The following is a 16,851-nucleotide window of genomic DNA, read 5'->3' as shown; positions in this document are numbered from 1 at the left end:
CAGGCCTACCCGCGAGCACCCCGGGCCGAGCGACCCTCAGTCAGCGTTCTTGACCAGCATCTCGCGCCAGCTGCGGCGTGCCTCGAGGGCCTCTTCAGCCGCCTTGATGCGCGTGTCGTCACCGGCCTTCTGCGCGGCGCCGAGCTCGGTCTGAAGCTCAGCAATGGTCTCATCGAGCTGGGTCAGCATCGAATTCGCGCGCGCCTCGGTCTCCGGGTCGGTGCGCTGCCAATGACGGTCCTCCGCCTCGCGGAATGCGTCCTGGATCCGCTTGATGGCGACCTCCATGCGGCGGATGTCCCCACGGGGCACCTTGCCGGCCTCATCCCAGCGGCCGAGCAGCACATGATATTGATCACGGACCTGCTCAGGGCTCTCGAAGGGCATGAGCTTCTCGAGCTCCTCGAGGATCTGTTCCTTGACCTTCAGGTTCTCCGCGTACTCGGCGTCGATCTCCGCATTGGCGGCGTCGCGTGCGGCGAAGAACACATCCTGAGCGGCACGGAAGCGGGCCCACTGGGCGTCGTCGGTCTTGCGGGCGCCGCGGCCGGCTGCCTTCCACTCGTCCATCAGGCGGTGGTACGCCTTGGTGGTCGGGCCGTATTCGGTGCTGTTCTGCAGCTCCTCGGCCCGGGCGATGAGCTCCTCCTTCACCTTCTTGACCTCAGCGTGGTCCCGGTCGCGCTGGCTGAAGAAAGCCCGGCGGTTCTTGTCGAAGGTGGTCCGTGCCGCCCGGAAGCGCTTCCAATAGGGGTCCTCCTGGGACTTCGACAGGCGCGGCGGCTTCTTCTGCTCGGCCTTCCAAGCGGCGAAGAGCTCATTCATCCGCGCCTGGGCGTTCTTCCAGTGCTGGGTGGAGGCGTCGGCGTCGGCGATCTGCTCGGCCTCGGCCACGATCCGCTCACGCACCGCCAGGTGCTCGGCCACGGCCTCCTCCGAGGCCTGCTTCTCCTGCTCGGCCTGCTGAGTGATCTGGGAGTCGGTCTCATCCAGCACAGCGGCGAGCCCCGAGATGTCTCCGGCCCACACGCCCTCATCCAGTTCGGTGCGCAGCGTGGCGGAGCTCTCGCGCAGCGACTTCGCCGAGTCGGCCCCGGCGGCGGCGCGGGCCTTCAGCAGCAGCACCCGGTTGTAGAGGTCGTCGAACTTCCGCGTGAAGTACTGCAGCGCCTCATCCTCTGTGGCGCCGGGGTACTGCCCGACGTACTTCTCCTCGCCCCCGTCCGAGGAGAGCGAGTAGACGTGCCCCTCCTCATCGACGCGGGCGTGCTGGCGGGCTTCTTCCAGCGAAGTCTCATGATGGCCTGGCTTGACTGCGGGACTCATGGACACCAGCGTACCGTCTGCCGATATGATGAACGGGCTCATCCCACCCCCTCCCCTCTGATAGGAGTGCTGCGGACCGCTATGGCACGTTCAACCTCACTCTCCGGCTTCGCCGAATGGCTCCCGGCCGAACGGCTCGTGGAGCTGCATATGCTGGACACCCTGCGTGAGGTCTTCGAACGCCATGGCTTCTCCTCTCTGGAGTCCCGCGCCGTGGAGACGCTGGAGACTCTGCTGCAGAAGGGGGAGGTGGACAAGGAGATCTACGCCGTCTCCCGCCTCCAGGAGGAGCTGGCCGAGGACGCCGCTCCCAAGAAGGACGGCCGGCTGGCGCTGCGCTTCGACAACACCGTGCCCTTCGCCCGCTATGTGGTGGAGAACGCCGGACACCTGAACTTCCCGTTCCGCCGCCACCAGATCCAGAAGGTATGGCGCGGGGAACGGCCCCAGGATGGGCGCTACCGCGAGTTCACCCAGGCCGACATCGACGTGGTCGGCGACGGCGAGCTGCCCTTCCGCGCCGATGTCGAGATCGCCGTGGTGATCGCCCAGGCGCTGGACTCCATGCCCATCGGCGAGTTCCACCTGCGGATCAACAACCGCAAGCTGGCCCAGGGCTTCTACACCGCCCTCGGACTGGAGGACACCACTGCGGTGCTGCGCGGCATCGACAAGCTGGAGAAGATCGGCCCCGAGCGTGTGGCCGAGGACCTGAAGACCACTGCCGGCGCCACCGATGAGCAGGCCCGGAAGGCTCTCGCCCTGGCTCAGATCCGCACCGAGGACACGTCCTTCGTGGACCAGGTCCGCGCACTGACCGAGGGCCTGACCGGCGATACCGCCCTTCTGGAGGAGGGTCTGGCCGAGCTCGAGGAGCTCATCGCTGAGGTGGGCAAGCGTGTCCCCGGACGCGCTGTGGCCGACCTGTCCATCGCCCGCGGCCTGGACTACTACACCGGCACGGTCTACGAGACGGTGCTGGTGGGCCACGAGAACCTCGGCTCCATCTGCTCGGGCGGCCGCTACGAGTCCCTGGCCTCGAAGGGCAGGCGCACCTTCCCCGGCGTCGGGATCTCCATCGGCGTGACCCGCCTGGTGGCCCGCGTGCTCTCCTCGGAGATGGCGACGGCGACCCGCTCGGTGCCCGCTGCGGTCTATGTGGCGCTGCGCACCGAGGAGGATTGGGGTGCGGCCCAGGATGTGGCCGATCAGCTGCGCTCCCGAGGGATCAACGCTGAGGTGGCGCTGAAGGCCGAGAAGTTCGGCAGACAGATCCGTCATGCCGACCGCCGCGGCATCCCCTTCGTCTGGTTCACCGATGAGGAGGGGAACCACGAGGTCAAGGACATCCGCTCCGGTGAGCAGACCGCCGCCGACCCGGCCACCTGGACTCCCGCAGACGATGACATGCTTCCGCGGATTGTAGAATCCGTCTGAACACCTCGGCTGGATGCCGAATCCCCTGAACGACCCCTCTGGAAGGACACCGTGCTCCGCACACACGAGACCGGCGCGATCAACGCCGAACATATTGGCCAGACCGTCACCCTGACCGGCTGGGTGGCCCGCCGTCGGGACCACGGTGGGGTGGCATTCCTGGATCTGCGGGACGCCTCCGGCGTCGCCCAGGTCGTGGTGCGGGATGAGGAGGACTTCGATCCTCTGCGCAACGAGTTCGTCCTGAAGGTCACCGGCACAGTGGAGCGCCGCCCAGAGGGCAACGAGAACCCGAACCTGCCCTCCGGCGAGGTCGAGGTCATCGCGGACACCGTTGAGGTCCTCAACGCTGCCGCTCCCCTGCCCTTCCAAGTGGATGAGCATGTGGAGGTGGGTGAGGAGGCTCGCCTGAAGCACCGCTACCTGGACCTGCGCCGTCCGGCTCCGGCCAAGGCGCTGAAGCTGCGGTCCGAGGCCAACCGTGTGGCCCGTGAGTTCCTGCACGAGCAGGCCTATACCGAGGTCGAGACCCCCACGCTGACCCGCTCCACCCCTGAGGGCGCCCGCGACTTTCTGGTGCCGGCCCGCCTGGCGCCCGGCTCCTGGTACGCGCTGCCTCAGTCCCCGCAGCTGTTCAAGCAGCTGCTGCAGGTCGGCGGGCTGGAGCGCTACTACCAGATCGCCCGCTGCTACCGGGATGAGGACTTCCGTGCCGACCGGCAGCCGGAGTTCACCCAGCTGGACATCGAGGCCAGCTTTGTTGAGCAGGAGGATGTGATCTCCCTGTCCGAGGAGCTCATCCGCCGTCTGTGGAAGCTCATCGGCGCCGAGATCGAGACTCCGATCCCGCACATCACCTACCGCGAGGCTATGGCGAAGTACGGCACCGATAAGCCGGATCTGCGCTTCGGCGTGGAGCTCACCGAGCTCACCGAATACTTCAAGGACACCCCCTTCCGCGTGTTCCAGGCCCCCTATGTGGGTGCTGTGGTCATGCCCGGCGGCGCCGACCAGCCCCGCCGCACCCTGGATGCCTGGCAGGAATGGGCCAAGCAGCGCGGCGCCAAGGGTCTGGCCTATGTGCTGATCCAGGAGGACGGTGAGCTGGGCGGCCCGGTGGCCAAGAACCTCTCCGAGGAGGAGAAGGCCGGCCTGCCCGGGGCTGTGGGCGCGAAGCCCGGCGACTGCATCTTCTTCGCCGCTGGCGAGGTCACCCCGTCCCGCGGCCTGCTGGGCGCCGCCCGCAATGAGATCGCCGAGCGTCTGGGCATGATCGAGGAGGACTCCTGGTCCTTCGTGTGGGTGGTCGACGCCCCGATGTTCGAGCCGGCCGCCGATGCCACCGCCGCCGGTGATGTGGCCGTGGGCTCGGGCGCCTGGACGGCAGTGCACCATGCCTTCACCGCGCCGAAGCCGGAGTTCGCCGAGACCTTCGACCAGGACCCGGGCGAGGCTCTGGCCTACGCCTACGATCTGGTCTGCAACGGCAACGAGATCGGCGGCGGCTCCATCCGTATCCACCGCCAGGACATGCAGGAGCGCGTCTTCAAGGTCATGGGCATCTCCGAGGAGGAGGCCCAGGAGAAGTTCGGCTTCCTGCTGGACGCCATGAAGTTCGGTGCTCCCCCGCACGGCGGCATCGCCTTCGGCTGGGACCGCGTGGTGGCCCTGCTGGCCGGCGAGGAGTCCATCCGCGAGGTCATCGCCTTCCCGAAGACCGGCGGAGGCTACGACCCGCTGACTGCTGCCCCGGCGCCCATCACCTCACAGCAGCGCAAGGAGGCCGGTGTGGACGCCAAGCCGGAGCCCAAGGGCAAGGGCGACGCCAAGAACTGACGTCCGAACACACGTTCAAGGCCCGGCAGGAAGACATCCTCTCCTGCCGGGCCTTCGTGTCTCCCGTCAGAGCATCCAGCGATGCGAGGAGAACATCGACGGCCTGATCAGGACATGGAGTCGCAGAGATCTCCCTCTGGTGGTGATCCGCCACGACAGCGAAGTAGCCGGCTCGCCGTTCATGCCGGGCCACTCAGGAAACGCCCTGGTCGACGATGGTGCGGCGATCAACCCGGATCTGGGGTTCAGCGTCACTGTCCCACCTGATGCGACACGGACCTTCGACTGAGAGGACCCGGAGGGCAACGTCATACCGGCCGGGACCCTGATGCAGGTCACCGCCGCAAACCTGCAGAGTGGAGGTTTCGCCCGCGTCACATCGACCGGGGTTCTTGTGGAAGCTGTGAATCGAGACTGCGGCTGAGCCTCATGCCGCCTGCGAAGGATGACGCCTGGGCTCAGTTCGATACCTCGGCAACACCTCTTCCTCCTCCGCACTCAGCGGAGGGTCGAGGAAGCCGTGCGTCTTCATCCGGTGATGCCGTCGGCACAATGCCCAGAGATTGGCCGCCTGTGTGGTTCCCACGGGCCAGGGGACCTGGTGATCGAGATCGGATCGCTCGGCCGGGACCATGCAGCCCGACGCTCGGCAGGTTCCGTCGCGGAAGGTGATCGCGTCACGCAGCCTGCTCGGGGCGAAGCGTCCTCGATAGCGCACTGCCAGGATGTCCGGCACCTCACCGAGGTCCTCAGCGGGTCCGCAGAGCGCCTCATACCACTCGTGGGCGGCACCGGGAGCCCCAGCCAGCCTGCGGGCCTGCTCCGCAGGAACAGTCCAGCGGCGATCGGCACTCACGGCGGGCTCCTCCGAATCTCCCCTGAGCGTGGCCTGCGGAATCATGATCGCGATCTTGGCCTCCACCGGCGAGCCCTCAGTCCGGCCGTCCAACAGCCAGGAGGCGAAGAGGTCCGCCTCACGCTGCGCCAGAGTGCGGTCATCCCCCAACGTCCGGTCCACCTGCTGGCCGCGGGCCGCAGCCGCCAGACGCCGCTCGATGGACGCAGCGGCCACGGTGGGGATCAGCGCCTGGACCAGGCTCATGCCATCCTCGCCGTGGATGACACGGACCGACCGCTCCTGCACCGCGCGGCGGCACCGCGCCGCATGCTCCCGTGCATCCAGCCGCGCCAGGTACCGATTCAGCCAGGCTTGCAGGCCGCCGGGCGTGCGGTGCTCCACAATCTCCGCCGCTGCCCGGTCCAGGGACTCCACATTCTCCGGTCGCTCCAGGCTCAGCGCCGCATGTGCGATCCTCCGGACCCGCGCGGCATCTGTGCGCCCCTCCCCGAAGCTTCGCCATACGCGGGGCAGCTCTCGACGGGAGAAGCGCATGGCGGCGAGCAGCTCGGTGACCGTCCGCTCGCTGCTCCTCAGCGTCAGCGCGAGGTCCCGTACGGCGGCCTTGCGCGCATCTTCCCGCACCGGCGCAGTCAGCTGCAGTCCGGAGATCTCACGCTCGCGATGGTCCTGATATGCCAGCATCCGGCTGATCTGTGCGGCCTCTGTCCGTCGGCCCTGACGCTGCAGCGCAGCGGCGGAGGCGAGCAGCGCATCCACATCATGCCCCGGCCGCTCGCCGCCGATCAGAGCCTGAGTCTCTTCCATGGTCTGAGTCTACGGAGGGGGTCTGACATGACTGCGTGACACGATCCCTGGGAGCTGCCCTATGAACGACTGGCCGAGTGGACTCAGCCCCGATCGACCCCCGCATCATCCATGTCGCCGCCGTCGTGATCTGCGATGCCGACCAGCGGAACCTCACAGTGCGCAGACGCGGCACGCAGCGGTTCATGCTGTCCGGAGGCACGCCTGAACCGGCCGAGGAACCCCACCAGACCGCCGAGGCGGCCGATGATTCCGGCCAGCTGGTCCAGGCCGAAGCCTACGTGCTGGCCGCCGCGCCGCATCCTGAGAACCTCCCGGCCGCCGCGGAGCTCGAGGAGCTGCGGTGGCTGCCCACCGAGGAGATCGTCTCCGGCCGCGGTGCTGACCAACGCCTGGCAGATCCACCTCGGCCAGCATGGAGACACCCTCGACGCCGAGCTGACCCAGCCGGTCGCCTGCTGGGTTTCGCTCCTGCTGCTGGGTGCTGTCACCCTCACCGCCGGCCGCACCGTGGGAGACCCGGCCGTGGGGATCTGCTTCTCCCGCTTCGAGCACGGGAGCGCTCTGGGCTCGTCGGGCCGGGAGGTACGCTATATGGCCGACATCGGAGCCCATAGGCTGGCGGGGCTGGCGGGTGCCGGACTGCAGCAGGACGATGCCCCGCAGCTCCAGCCGCGGTAGAGTGGACTCCGCCCGTTCGAATCTTTCTCCGAATACCGCCGGAGGTGCGCCGTGACCGATCTCTTCTCCGCCGATGACTTCGGCCCGGAGGACGAGGGAGACGACTCCCCGGAGACCGGCAGCACCCGACGCCGCCACACTCCCCTGGCGGTGCGGATGCGTCCGCGTACTCTGGACGAGGTGGTCGGCCAGAAGCATCTGCTGGACCAGGGCTCCCCCATGCGCGTACTCTCCGAAGGGTCACGCGGCCCCGCCGGCCCCTCCTCGGTGATCCTCTGGGGACCACCCGGTACGGGCAAGACCACACTGGCCCATGTCATCGCCCGCGGTGCCGCCCGGAAGTTCGTGGAGCTCTCTGCCATCCGCGCCGGCGTGAAGGACGTCCGCAGCGTCATGGATCAGGCGCTGGAGGACCGTGACCTGCGTGGCAAGACCACTGTTCTGTTCCTGGATGAGATCCACCGCTTCAACAAGGCGCAGCAGGATGCGCTGCTGCCCGGCGTGGAGAACGGATGGGTCATCCTGGTGGCCGCCACCACGGAGAACCCCTCTTTCTCCGTGATCTCCCCGCTGCTCTCCCGGTCACTTCTGATGACCCTTCAGCCCCTGACATCCGATGATCTGGGTGAGCTGATCGACCGCGCTGTGGCCGAGCCCCGCGGGCTCAATGATGAGTTCCTGCTGGAGGATGAAGCTCGTTCGCATATCCTGCGCATGTCCGGCGGCGACGCCCGCCGTGTGCTCACCGCTCTGGAGGCCTCAGCCGCTGTGGCCACCGCCCGGGCGGAGGGTGACGAGCAGATCCGGATCACCGCACTGGACGCCGAGCATGCCATGGATCATGCCGTCCAGAGATATGACAAGGACGGCGACCAGCACTATGACATCATCTCGGCCTTCATCAAGTCTCTGCGCGGCTCGGACCCGGATGCCGCGCTGCACTATCTGGCTCGGATGATCGAAGCCGGTGAGGATCCTCGTTTCCTGGCACGGCGCCTGGTGATCGCCGCCGGCGAGGAGGTCGGGATGGCGGACCCCAGCGCACTGACCACAGCCGTGGCGGCGGCCGACGCCGTCCAGCTCATCGGCATGCCCGAGGGCAGAATCCTGCTGGCACAGGCCACAGTGCATATCGCCACCGCGCCCAAGTCCAATGCCTCCTATCAGGCCCTGGATGCCGCCATCGCCGATGTCCGTTCAGGCAAGGGAGCCCCGGTGCCGGCCCATCTGCGCGACGCCCACTACTCCGGGGCCCACCGTCTGGGTCATGGCAAGAGCTATGTCTATGCCCATGACGAGCCCCACCATGTGGCCGCCCAGCAGTACCCGCCAGACGATCTGGTGGGCGTGGACTATTACCGGCCCACCACCAACGGTGCTGAGCGGGCTGTGGCCGAGCGGCTGGAGAAGCTGCGCGACATCACCCGCCGAAGGTGACGTCCCGGCGGTTGATCACGATCAGCCGCCAGATGGCCGCACCGATGATCAGCACTGCCAGCGTGACCAGCAGCAGCACAGTGAAGCTCCGCAGCCACCAGAGCACGCTCAGCACGATCAGCGTGGCGGCCCACCACAGGCCCTTACGGTTGGATCGCAGCAGCGCGCAGACCAGCAGAGCGGCGGCTGCGGCCAGCGGCGTGACCTCGGCGAAGGTGGAGTCGCCCAGGAAGGAGACCAACGCTGCGGCAGTGGCGACTGCTCCCCCGCTCCGAAGAACAGCCCGTGGCCCAGGACGGCCGTGCGGGCCACCTCAGGCGCCTGTCCGGGCAGCTCCTGACGCGCGGCCAGCACACACTCGCTGACCATCAGGGCCACCATCATCAGCAGCAGCGTCACCGAGACGCTGACCTGTGAGAGCCCCTCTGTCCGGACCCAGACATACAGCCCCGAGACCGGCAGCCCCAGCGCTCCGAAGAGGCAGCACTGGGCGCGCTGCGCCGGACCCGAGCGATCCAGCTCTGCCATGAACACCAGGGCGTGCAGCACCGGCAGCAGCCAGAAGAGGTACATGGCCTCCTCCGGCACCGGAGCCGCCACAGGCAGCAGAGCGCCTGCCCAGAGGGCACCGCTGTGACCTCGGACCAGACCATGGGTCAGCAGCGCCGCAGCACCTGCGAAGGGCGCCACCTGCAGCAGCAGCGTGGAGTCACCGGCAGGCAGCGGCTGGTGGGACGTCACCACCAGGACCGCCAGCACGGCCGCAGCGGTGCCCAGGAAGAGATGGGACTCATGAGGTACGCGACTCAGCAGCGGTTCGCTGACCAGCAGACCCGCCAGCATGAGCAGGACAGCCACAGCCGCCGTGGTCGCTGTGATCGGTTCATGCTGACCCCAGGCCAAGAGCAACGAGGCCGGCATGGCGAGACTGCCGATCAGAGCGGCGATGACCCGCACACTGTGCGGTCCGCCCCAGAGGGCCGCCGCCACCAGCAGCGCGTGCATGGCAGGAACCGTCCATCCCAGCCCGGGCGGATCCGCAGCGGGTGCGGCGATCACCGGGACCAGCGAGGTCAGCAGCGTCATACCACCGGTGGAGGCGATCAGCGCTATACGCGTCTGCTGAGCAGAGGTGAGGGCCATCGTTGCGACGCCGGCCAGCAGGCTCAGCAGGAAGGCCGCAACCGGGACCACATAGAGCGTCAGCCCCGCCGAGGCATCGACGGCCTCCAATGGACCCAGCATCAGCAGTGCGCCGCCCAACGCGGCACAGGTCGGAAGAGCCAGCGCCCCCGGCGGAAGGCTCACATGACGCAGGCACAGGACCACCAGCAGCAGTCCGGCCGCGCCCAGGATCAAGGCGGCCCACCATGGGCGATCGACGGAGACCAGTCCGGCCAGCATCATCACGGCCGCACCGACGGCGTAGAACGCCGGAGCGATCAGCAGGATCTGCGGAACCCGAAGATCCAGGCGCCACAGCAGAACCAGCGCGGACAGCGCCCAGGGCACTGCGGTGACCCAATACAGCGCGCCGTCAGCCCCGGTGACCGCCAGCACTGCGTTGACCGCGGCCAGCCAGAGCAGATTCGCGGAGAGATGCAGCGGCATCCAGGTCCGCACACGGACATCCTGGGCGGCACCGCCACGGCGCAGCAGGACAGCGCTGAGCACCTCTGCGCCCAGCAGAGTCAGCGCCACGGCCAGCAGCAGGGCCGCCTGGCCCTGTGCGCTGCCGTAGAGCCAGTCCACCGCGGTGATTCCGATCAGTGCACAACCGGCGAAAGCTCCTGCCCGAGCGGTGCTGATCGAGGGGACCTCGCCCTGATCACCGACTGTCGCGGCCGATCCGGAGGTCATGAGCAGGATTCTGCAGAGCACCGCGGCCGCGCCCAGCAGGTAGAGCACTGCTCCCAGCGCCGCCGCTGGAATGAACAGTGCGGCCCAGCACCATGACTCTCCCAGCTCGCGGCGTGGACTGGCGCCGAGCCTGAACGAGCTGCGGCTGGCCAGACCCAACAGGACGGCGCAGGTCACGGCGAAGAGCGTCACTGCCGCCAGGGCCAGGCGATCGCCGAGCAGCGGATCCTCCAGAGCGCGGCCCAGAGCGAGTCCGAACGCTCCCACAGCGACGGCACCGACAGCGCGCTCGCCAGGGCCGCCGAGACAGGGCGATCTCCCCGAGCAGCCAGACCAGGGCCCAGGCCACAGTCCACCAGGTGTTCTCCGGCAGGGCGGCCAGCATGGAGAGGACCAGCACACCGCGGATGACCAGCTGCCAGCCCAGCGGAGCCGTTGCGGCTGCCGTGTCCCGAATGATCAGCAGAGACTGTACGGCCACGCACACAGTGATCACAGCCAGGATGATCATCCAGGCGTGTCCGGTGCTGTCGAGCGTGTCAGAGGGCAGCACAGCTAGCTGGACCAGCACCGAGGCGCCCAGGACCAGCACCAGCGAGAGCCGCCGATCGGCACGCGCCCACTCCCCCACGGTGAACCCAGGGATATGGCAGACGGCCAGATAGAGCACCGCCAGGATGCCGACCAGCACAGTCAGCAGACCGAAGGCACCCATTCCCTGGTCCCCCAGCAGGAGCACCGCTGCGAGCAGCCACACTGGACGCGCTGCGATCCGTTGGGCCAGCCGACCGGCCTGCGTGAGGCACTGCCAGGAGCTCGCCAAGTAGTAGACACCCGTGACGCCGAACAGCGTGGCAGACTCATAGCGGCTCAGCTGGTCGAACATCACAAGAGCGGCCACCAGGACACCCGGCACCACGACCACATGCAGCTGCCCGAAGGGCTTGGACAACACCTGCGGCACACGGGATCCCCAGAGGGCCATGGCCAGCTGGAGCGACGACGAGACTGCGATGACCACCAGCAGCGCCCAGAACAGGGCAGGACGGACGGCGGCCGTGGCCGCGAAGACCGTGGAGTAGAGGAAGGGTATGACCAGATAGCCGAGGATGCGGCTGTCCAGGGCCACGGCACCGTGGAGATAGACAGCCGTGCCCACCACTGAGGTGACCAACCAGGTCAGCAGCTCCTCATGGATGATCGCCTCGTTGAGCGGCAGCGCCAGCACCGGCAGCAGCGCCAGGCCTGTGCCGTAGAGGGCGATGCCTGCGGGCCTGAGGACAGTGGAGAAGCGCGCGATCAGGAAGCCGCCGGCGGTGAAGGCCAGGCAGACTGCACCCAGGCTGACGGCCGTGAGCACCGGGTCTCCCACCACGGCGATGAAGGAGAGTGCCGCGGCCACCAGCAGCAGACCGCCGCTGTAGAGAGCGACATTGATGTTCCGGTGCTCCCGACGCCTCTTCTCTGCGGCCAACTGCTCGGCAGTCTTGCCCACCGGCGCCTGGTAGCCGGGCAGCGGTGCGGAGCGAGCGGCAGACGGCTGAGGGTGCGGATGAGGCTGGGGGTGGACAGCCGGTGGTGGTGCCGCCTGCTCCTGATCCGCCACCGGCCGCGCCCACGGGTCCTGCTGCGGTGCCTGCGCAGCCTGCGGACCATAGGGAGCCTGCGGCTGTTGCGGAGCCTGACCGTACGGCGTCGGGTATGACTGCTGAGCGCGGATATGCGGAGCTGAGGCGCCGGAGCGGATCCAGCGCCTGCGCTCCACGGCCTGGCCGATGGCGAAGCCGATCAGCAGCGGCACTGCGCAGAGCACAGCCAGCACCAGGCCGATGATGATCAGGAACTCCACTCAGGCTCCTCTCCACTGTCAGACCCGGACCGTCTGACCAGGGATGATCGTGGGTCCCACACTACCCATGGAGCGGGTACGACGGCGGGCCCGTCTCCCACATCTGTGGAAAACGGGCCCGCCGTCGTGGTGGAGCCGGTCAGGCTCCCCGATGATCTCGCCCGAGGAGGCTCAAGGATCAGTGATCCCTGGACTCGATGGCGCCCACTCCGCTGGCGGGGAGCTCCTCCGGCTCATGGTGATCGTGCTCGAGCGCCTCGAGGTACTCCTCGCGGCTGACCGGGGCAACCCGGTCCTCGTAGAACGCACGGTTCAGACGTGCCCGGAACTTCTCGAGCAGGGTGATCTTACCCTTGGCGTTCGGCTGGGCCGGGGTCGGTTCAGGCGAATCGTAGGAGACCAGGGTCCACAGCTCGTAGTCGTCCAGGCGACGGTGCTTCTCGCTGAAGCCGCCGTCGGCGGACACCTGGATCACCCCGGCCTCATCACCGTGGAGTGCCGTCTCGCGGTCCTTGCGCTGCAGGGACAGGCAGATGCGTTTGGTGAGGATGTAGGCGATCACCGGGCCGAGGAAGAACAGCACACGCGACCAGTAGGTGATGTCGTTCAGCGACAGCTGGAAGTGTGTTGCGATGAGGTCGTTCGAGCCCATGCCCCACATGATCATGTAGTTGGTCACGATGGCCACACCGAAGGCGGTGCGGGTGGGGGCGTTGCGCGGACGGTCCAGGAGGTGGCGCTCCTTGGTGTCCTTGGTGATCCAAGACTCGATCCACGGCCAGACGAACATGCCCAGGAAGATCAGAGCCACCGGGATCATCGGGATCAGCACCGGCATCGCCAACGAGTTGCCGCCCCATGGCGTGGGGATCACCCATTCCAGCGAGAAGTCCCCGAGATAACCAGGCATCAGACGCAGGACACCCTCGAACGGGCCGATGTACCAGTCGGGCTGTGCACCCGCCTGCACCGGCGATGGATCGTAGGGACCGTAGTTCCAGAGCGCGTTGATCTGGAACGTACCCGAGATCAGCGCCAGGATCCCGAAGACGATGAAGAAGAAGCCGCCTGCCTTGGCCGCGTAGACCGGGCCGACCGGGTAGCCCACCACATTGCGCTCGGTGCGACCGGGGCCGGGGTACTGAGTGTGCTTGTGGGTGACCACCAGGAACAGGTGGATCGCGATCAGCAGCAGGATCATCGCCGGCAGCACCATGATGTGCATCACATACAGACGCGGGATGACCTCGCTGCCGGGGAACTCGCCTCCGAAGAGGAAGAAGGAGATGTAGGTGCCCACCACCGGCAGTGCCTTGAGCATGCCGTCGATGATGCGCAGGCCGTTGCCGGAGAGGACCTCGTCCGGCAGGGAGTAGCCGGTGAAGCCGGCGCCCAGGCCGAGGATCAGGAGAGAGGCGCCGACCACCCAGTTGAGCTCACGCGGCTTCCGGAAGGCTCCGGTGAAGAACACGCGCAACATGTGGATGGACATGGCGGCCACGAACAGCAGCGCTGCCCAGTGGTGCAGCTGACGCATGAACAGACCGCCGCGCACGTCGAAGGACAGCTCCAGGGCTGTGGCGTACGCAGTGGACATCTCCAGGCCCTGCAACGGTGCGTAGGAGCCGGAGTAGCGGGTGGTCGCCATCGACGGGTCGAACCAGAAGGTCAGGAACGTGCCCGAGAGGATCAGGATGACGAAGCTGTAGAGCGCGACCTCACCGAACATGAAGGTCCAGTGATCAGGGAAGACCTTCCGGCCGAACTCACGGACGATGCTGGTGCCGCCCACACGGGTGTCGACGTAGTTGGCGATCCGACCGCCGCCAGTCTTCGGCTGGTACTGGTCGACCTCGAGGTACTGCTCCTCGGTGTACTTCTCTTTGGTGGCGCTCATGATGCGTAATCACCCTCCGGGTCGGTGTTGCCGCGCTCCCAGTAGGTCGGGCCGACGGGTTCGGTGAAGTCGCTGCGCGCGATAAGGTAGCCCTCTTCATCAACAGTGATGGGCAGCTGCGGCAGCGGACGTCCGGCGGGGCCGAAGACGACTTTGAACTCGTTGGCGGCATCGAAGGTGGACTGGTGGCACGGGCACAGCAGGTGGTGCGTGTGCCGCTCGTACAGCGCAACCGGGCAGCCGACGTGGGTGCAGACCTTCGAGCAGGCGATGATGCCGTCGTGGGACCAGTTCTCGCGTCCCTCGCTGACAGTCTCGATGTCCTCGGGGTTCATACGCATGACCAGGGTGACTGCCTTGGCCTTCTCGGACAGGCGCTCACCATGGCTGGAGATGGTGCGTAGGTTCTCCGGGATGACGTGCATGGCGGTGCCGACGGTCAGGTCGGAGGCTCTGATGCGGGTGCCGGAGGGGTCGCGGACCAGGTGCACGCCCTCGTCCCACATCGAGTGCCGCATGCGCTCGACCCCGAAGTCCTCGGAGCGGTCCAGATCGCGCAGGGTGACGATGAAAGGCAACGGAGCGAGCAGCGCTGCGCCGATCATCGTGTTGCGCAGCAGCGGGCGACGCTTGATCTGCGACTCGTCGAGGACGTCGTTGATGATCGTCTCCGCCTCTTCGCGCTCCGTCTCCTTCCGGAGAGGCTTGCGGTCTTCGACCATCTCGTGGTCCGGCATCAGCGTCTTGGCCCAGTGCACCACACCCAGGCCGATGCCGAGCATCGCGAAGGCGACGCCGACGCCGAGCAAGGTGTTCTGCACACGCAGAAGCTGCAGATCGCCCTCGGTCTGGCCGATGGCGAAGTAGCCGACAAAGAAGACCACGGTGCCGATGATCGAGAGCAGGAAGAGAACCGAGACGACGCGCTCAGCGCCCTTCGCGACCTTCTCACTCTCGTCTGCCAGCCGCGGGCGGTGCGGGGGCAGGCCCGGGTTGTCGATGGCGTATTTGCCCGACTCCCCTTCACCGGCTTTGATGACGGCACCCGAGTCCTTCGGGTCGCCGTTACCGTGCTCGCCCATATGGTTTTCGTCCTTTGCTTGAGTGATTGCTTGGAGTGCTTATGTGCGGTGCTCCGGACACCGTCGGGGTGTTCAGCGGCCGGCTACGAGGACCGTGAGGTCAGCCAGACCATGGAGGCGATGAGCAGCGCGAGCCCACCGGTCCAGATGAACAGACCCTCAGAGACGGGGCCCAGGAAGCCCAGGGAGAAGCCGCCGGGGGTGCCCTGGCTCTCGTAAGTCTGCAGGAAGGCGATGATGTCACGCTTGTCCTCCGGCACCAGGTTCGCATCCGAGAAGACCGGCATGTTCTGCGGGCCGGTGGTCATAGCCGCATAGACATGACGCGGTTCCACGCCGTGCAGGGAAGGCGCGTACTTGCCCTCGGTCAGCGCACCGCCGGCGGCCGCCGCGTTGTGGCACATGGCGCAGTTGATGCGGAACAGCTCGCCGCCGCGGGCGGGGTCGCCCTGGTCCACGTCCAGGTACTCGTCATCGGGCACGGCCGGCCCGGCTCCGAGGGAGGCCACGTAGGCAGCCAGCTGCATGGTCTGCTCATCATTGAACTGAGCCGGCTTCTGCTGAGCCTGCGGGCCCTGCATCTGCATGGGCATGCGGCCGGTGCCGACCTGGAAGTCCACCGAGGCGGCGCCCACGCCGATCAGCGACGGGCCGGCGTCGGTGCCCTCGGCGTTGATGCCGTGGCAGGTGGCGCAGTTGGCGACGAAGAGTCGCTCGCCCTCTTCGATGTTGTCCGGGTCGGAGTAGGCATCCGCGTTCTCGGACGCCTGAGCCTCGTTGATCGTGGTGGCTGCGCTGTACAGGCCACCGGTGATCAGCAGACCCAGGAGGAGCAGGGCCACTCCTGCGAAGGGGTGGCGGCGCTTCTGTGAGAGTGCCTTCACGTGCCGGTTCCTCACTTGTCGGTGCGTTGTCAGGTTCAAGGGTGCGCCGTCGTCCGGATCAGACGAGCAGCGGAAGGATGTAGATGATGCCGAACAGGGCGATCCAGACGACATCGACGAAGTGCCAGTAGTAGGACACCACGACCGCCGCGCTGGCTTCCCGGTGGGTGAACTTCACGCTGAAGTAGGCCCGGGCGATGACGTAGCAGAAGGCCACCAGACCACCGAGCACGTGCAGGCCGTGGAAGCCGGTGGTGATATAGAACGCCGAGCCGAAGGCGTTGGTCTGCACGGCGACGCCGTGGGAGACCAACACAGCGAACTCGTAGGTCTGACCGGCGATGAAGACCGAGCCCATCAGGAAGGAGAGGATGTACCACTCGATCATGCCCCAGTTCTTCAGCTGGAGCAGACCCCCGGTGCGCCGCGGCTGGTGCCGTTCAGCGGCGAAGACGCCGAACTGAGCAGTCACCGAGCTGGCCACCAGGATGATGGTGATGGTCGTAGCCAGCGGGATGTCCAACTGAGTGGCACCCTCGGCAAACATCTCGGGCTGCGCAGAGCGCAGGGTGAAGTAGATCGCGAACAGGCCGGCGAAGAACATCAGCTCGCTGGTGAGCCACACCATGGTGCCCACGGACACCATGTTTGGGCGGTTCGGCAGCGTGCGCGCCGGAACGTTTGGGGCTTGGGTTGCAGACGTCACGGACACATTATTGCCTGAAAAGACCTGACTTCGCTATCGACCTCGGGCGCGTGGCGCGTCTCCAGATCCTTGTCAGGCCGCGGCTTCCGCGTCATTCCCAGGGAGTACCAAGGTCAGAGCGCTCAGAAAAAAACAGAATATTTCGACAGGCTGTAGAAATAAGCGCGTGTCGGGGCCCTCCTGGCCCCGG

14 protein-coding genes are annotated in these 16,851 nt (G+C 67.1%); 4 read left to right on the top strand and 10 right to left on the bottom strand.

What is annotated here, in order from left to right; all coding sequences use genetic code 11:
- Positions 1 to 36: 36 nt before the first annotated feature.
- Entirely contained in the window at positions 37 to 1,326 is a 1,290-nt protein-coding gene (locus tag IEW85_RS03875; RefSeq protein ID WP_188682835.1) for a DUF349 domain-containing protein, read from the bottom strand.
- Between the two features lie 81 nt (positions 1,327 to 1,407).
- Between IEW85_RS03875 and hisS the strand changes: the two genes are divergently transcribed.
- Together hisS and aspS are read left to right on the top strand one after the other, a co-directional pair.
- The gene (gene hisS, locus IEW85_RS03870; protein WP_188682833.1) at positions 1,408 to 2,763 is read left to right on the top strand and encodes a histidine--tRNA ligase; all 1,356 of its coding nucleotides are present in this window, start codon (positions 1,408 to 1,410) and stop codon (positions 2,761 to 2,763) included.
- A gap of 51 nt (positions 2,764 to 2,814) precedes the next feature.
- Complete coding sequence (aspS, locus tag IEW85_RS03865) at positions 2,815 to 4,599, top strand: aspartate--tRNA ligase (RefSeq protein WP_188682831.1); 1,785 nt, start codon at positions 2,815 to 2,817, stop codon at positions 4,597 to 4,599.
- 427 nt (positions 4,600 to 5,026) lie between these two features.
- On the opposite strand, the gene IEW85_RS03860 is transcribed toward aspS, so the two are convergent.
- Both IEW85_RS03860 and IEW85_RS03855 read right to left on the bottom strand, forming a co-directional pair.
- Positions 5,027 to 6,265, bottom strand: a complete 1,239-nt coding sequence (locus tag IEW85_RS03860; RefSeq protein ID WP_188682829.1) for an HNH endonuclease signature motif containing protein — start codon at positions 6,263 to 6,265, stop codon at positions 5,027 to 5,029.
- Between the two features lie 83 nt (positions 6,266 to 6,348).
- Positions 6,349 to 6,567 carry a hypothetical protein gene (locus tag IEW85_RS03855; protein ID WP_188682827.1) on the bottom strand — a complete coding sequence of 73 codons (219 nt, stop codon included), beginning with the start codon at positions 6,565 to 6,567 and terminating at the stop codon, positions 6,349 to 6,351.
- Between the two features lie 76 nt (positions 6,568 to 6,643).
- Between IEW85_RS03855 and IEW85_RS03850 the strand changes: the two genes are divergently transcribed.
- Together IEW85_RS03850 and IEW85_RS03845 are read left to right on the top strand one after the other, a co-directional pair.
- Entirely contained in the window at positions 6,644 to 6,946 is a 303-nt protein-coding gene (locus IEW85_RS03850; RefSeq protein ID WP_188682825.1) for a hypothetical protein, read from the top strand.
- Between the two features lie 51 nt (positions 6,947 to 6,997).
- On the top strand, positions 6,998 to 8,383 hold the full coding sequence (locus IEW85_RS03845; RefSeq protein ID WP_229658763.1) for a replication-associated recombination protein A: 1,386 nt from the start codon (positions 6,998 to 7,000) through the stop codon (positions 8,381 to 8,383).
- Here the strand turns inward: IEW85_RS03845 and IEW85_RS14540 are convergent.
- From IEW85_RS14540 to ctaE, 7 genes are all read right to left on the bottom strand, one after another.
- Complete coding sequence (locus IEW85_RS14540) at positions 8,367 to 8,498, bottom strand: hypothetical protein (protein WP_268234647.1); 132 nt, start codon at positions 8,496 to 8,498, stop codon at positions 8,367 to 8,369. The genes IEW85_RS03845 and IEW85_RS14540 overlap by 17 nt on opposite strands.
- Before the next feature lie 2 nt (positions 8,499 to 8,500).
- The gene (locus tag IEW85_RS03840) at positions 8,501 to 10,243 is read right to left on the bottom strand and encodes a hypothetical protein (protein WP_229658762.1); all 1,743 of its coding nucleotides are present in this window, start codon (positions 10,241 to 10,243) and stop codon (positions 8,501 to 8,503) included.
- Positions 10,212 to 12,092: a hypothetical protein gene (locus IEW85_RS14290; protein WP_229658761.1), complete on the bottom strand. Its 1,881-nt coding sequence runs from the start codon at positions 12,090 to 12,092 to the stop codon at positions 10,212 to 10,214. The genes IEW85_RS03840 and IEW85_RS14290 overlap by 32 nt, the downstream gene beginning before the upstream one ends.
- 178 nt (positions 12,093 to 12,270) lie before the next feature.
- Positions 12,271 to 13,989: a cytochrome bc1 complex cytochrome b subunit gene (gene qcrB / locus IEW85_RS03835; protein WP_188682821.1), complete on the bottom strand. Its 1,719-nt coding sequence runs from the start codon at positions 13,987 to 13,989 to the stop codon at positions 12,271 to 12,273.
- Positions 13,986 to 15,071 carry a cytochrome bc1 complex Rieske iron-sulfur subunit gene (gene qcrA / locus IEW85_RS03830; RefSeq protein WP_188682819.1) on the bottom strand — a complete coding sequence of 362 codons (1,086 nt, stop codon included), beginning with the start codon at positions 15,069 to 15,071 and terminating at the stop codon, positions 13,986 to 13,988. Before qcrA ends, qcrB begins: the two co-directional genes overlap by 4 nt.
- A gap of 83 nt (positions 15,072 to 15,154) precedes the next feature.
- Entirely contained in the window at positions 15,155 to 15,955 is an 801-nt protein-coding gene (gene qcrC / locus IEW85_RS03825; RefSeq protein WP_188682817.1) for a cytochrome bc1 complex diheme cytochrome c subunit, read from the bottom strand.
- 58 nt (positions 15,956 to 16,013) lie between these two features.
- Positions 16,014 to 16,661 (bottom strand): aa3-type cytochrome oxidase subunit III, encoded by a 648-nt coding sequence (ctaE, locus tag IEW85_RS03820; protein ID WP_444543779.1) that lies wholly within the window; start codon positions 16,659 to 16,661, stop codon positions 16,014 to 16,016.
- Positions 16,662 to 16,851 lie beyond the last annotated feature (190 nt).

This window comes from Nesterenkonia cremea (assembly GCF_014642675.1).
In the GTDB taxonomy this organism is placed as follows: domain Bacteria; phylum Actinomycetota; class Actinomycetes; order Actinomycetales; family Micrococcaceae; genus Nesterenkonia; species Nesterenkonia cremea.
Note: the sequence above shows the minus strand (reverse complement) of the source record. Positions and strands in the feature narration are given on the sequence as shown.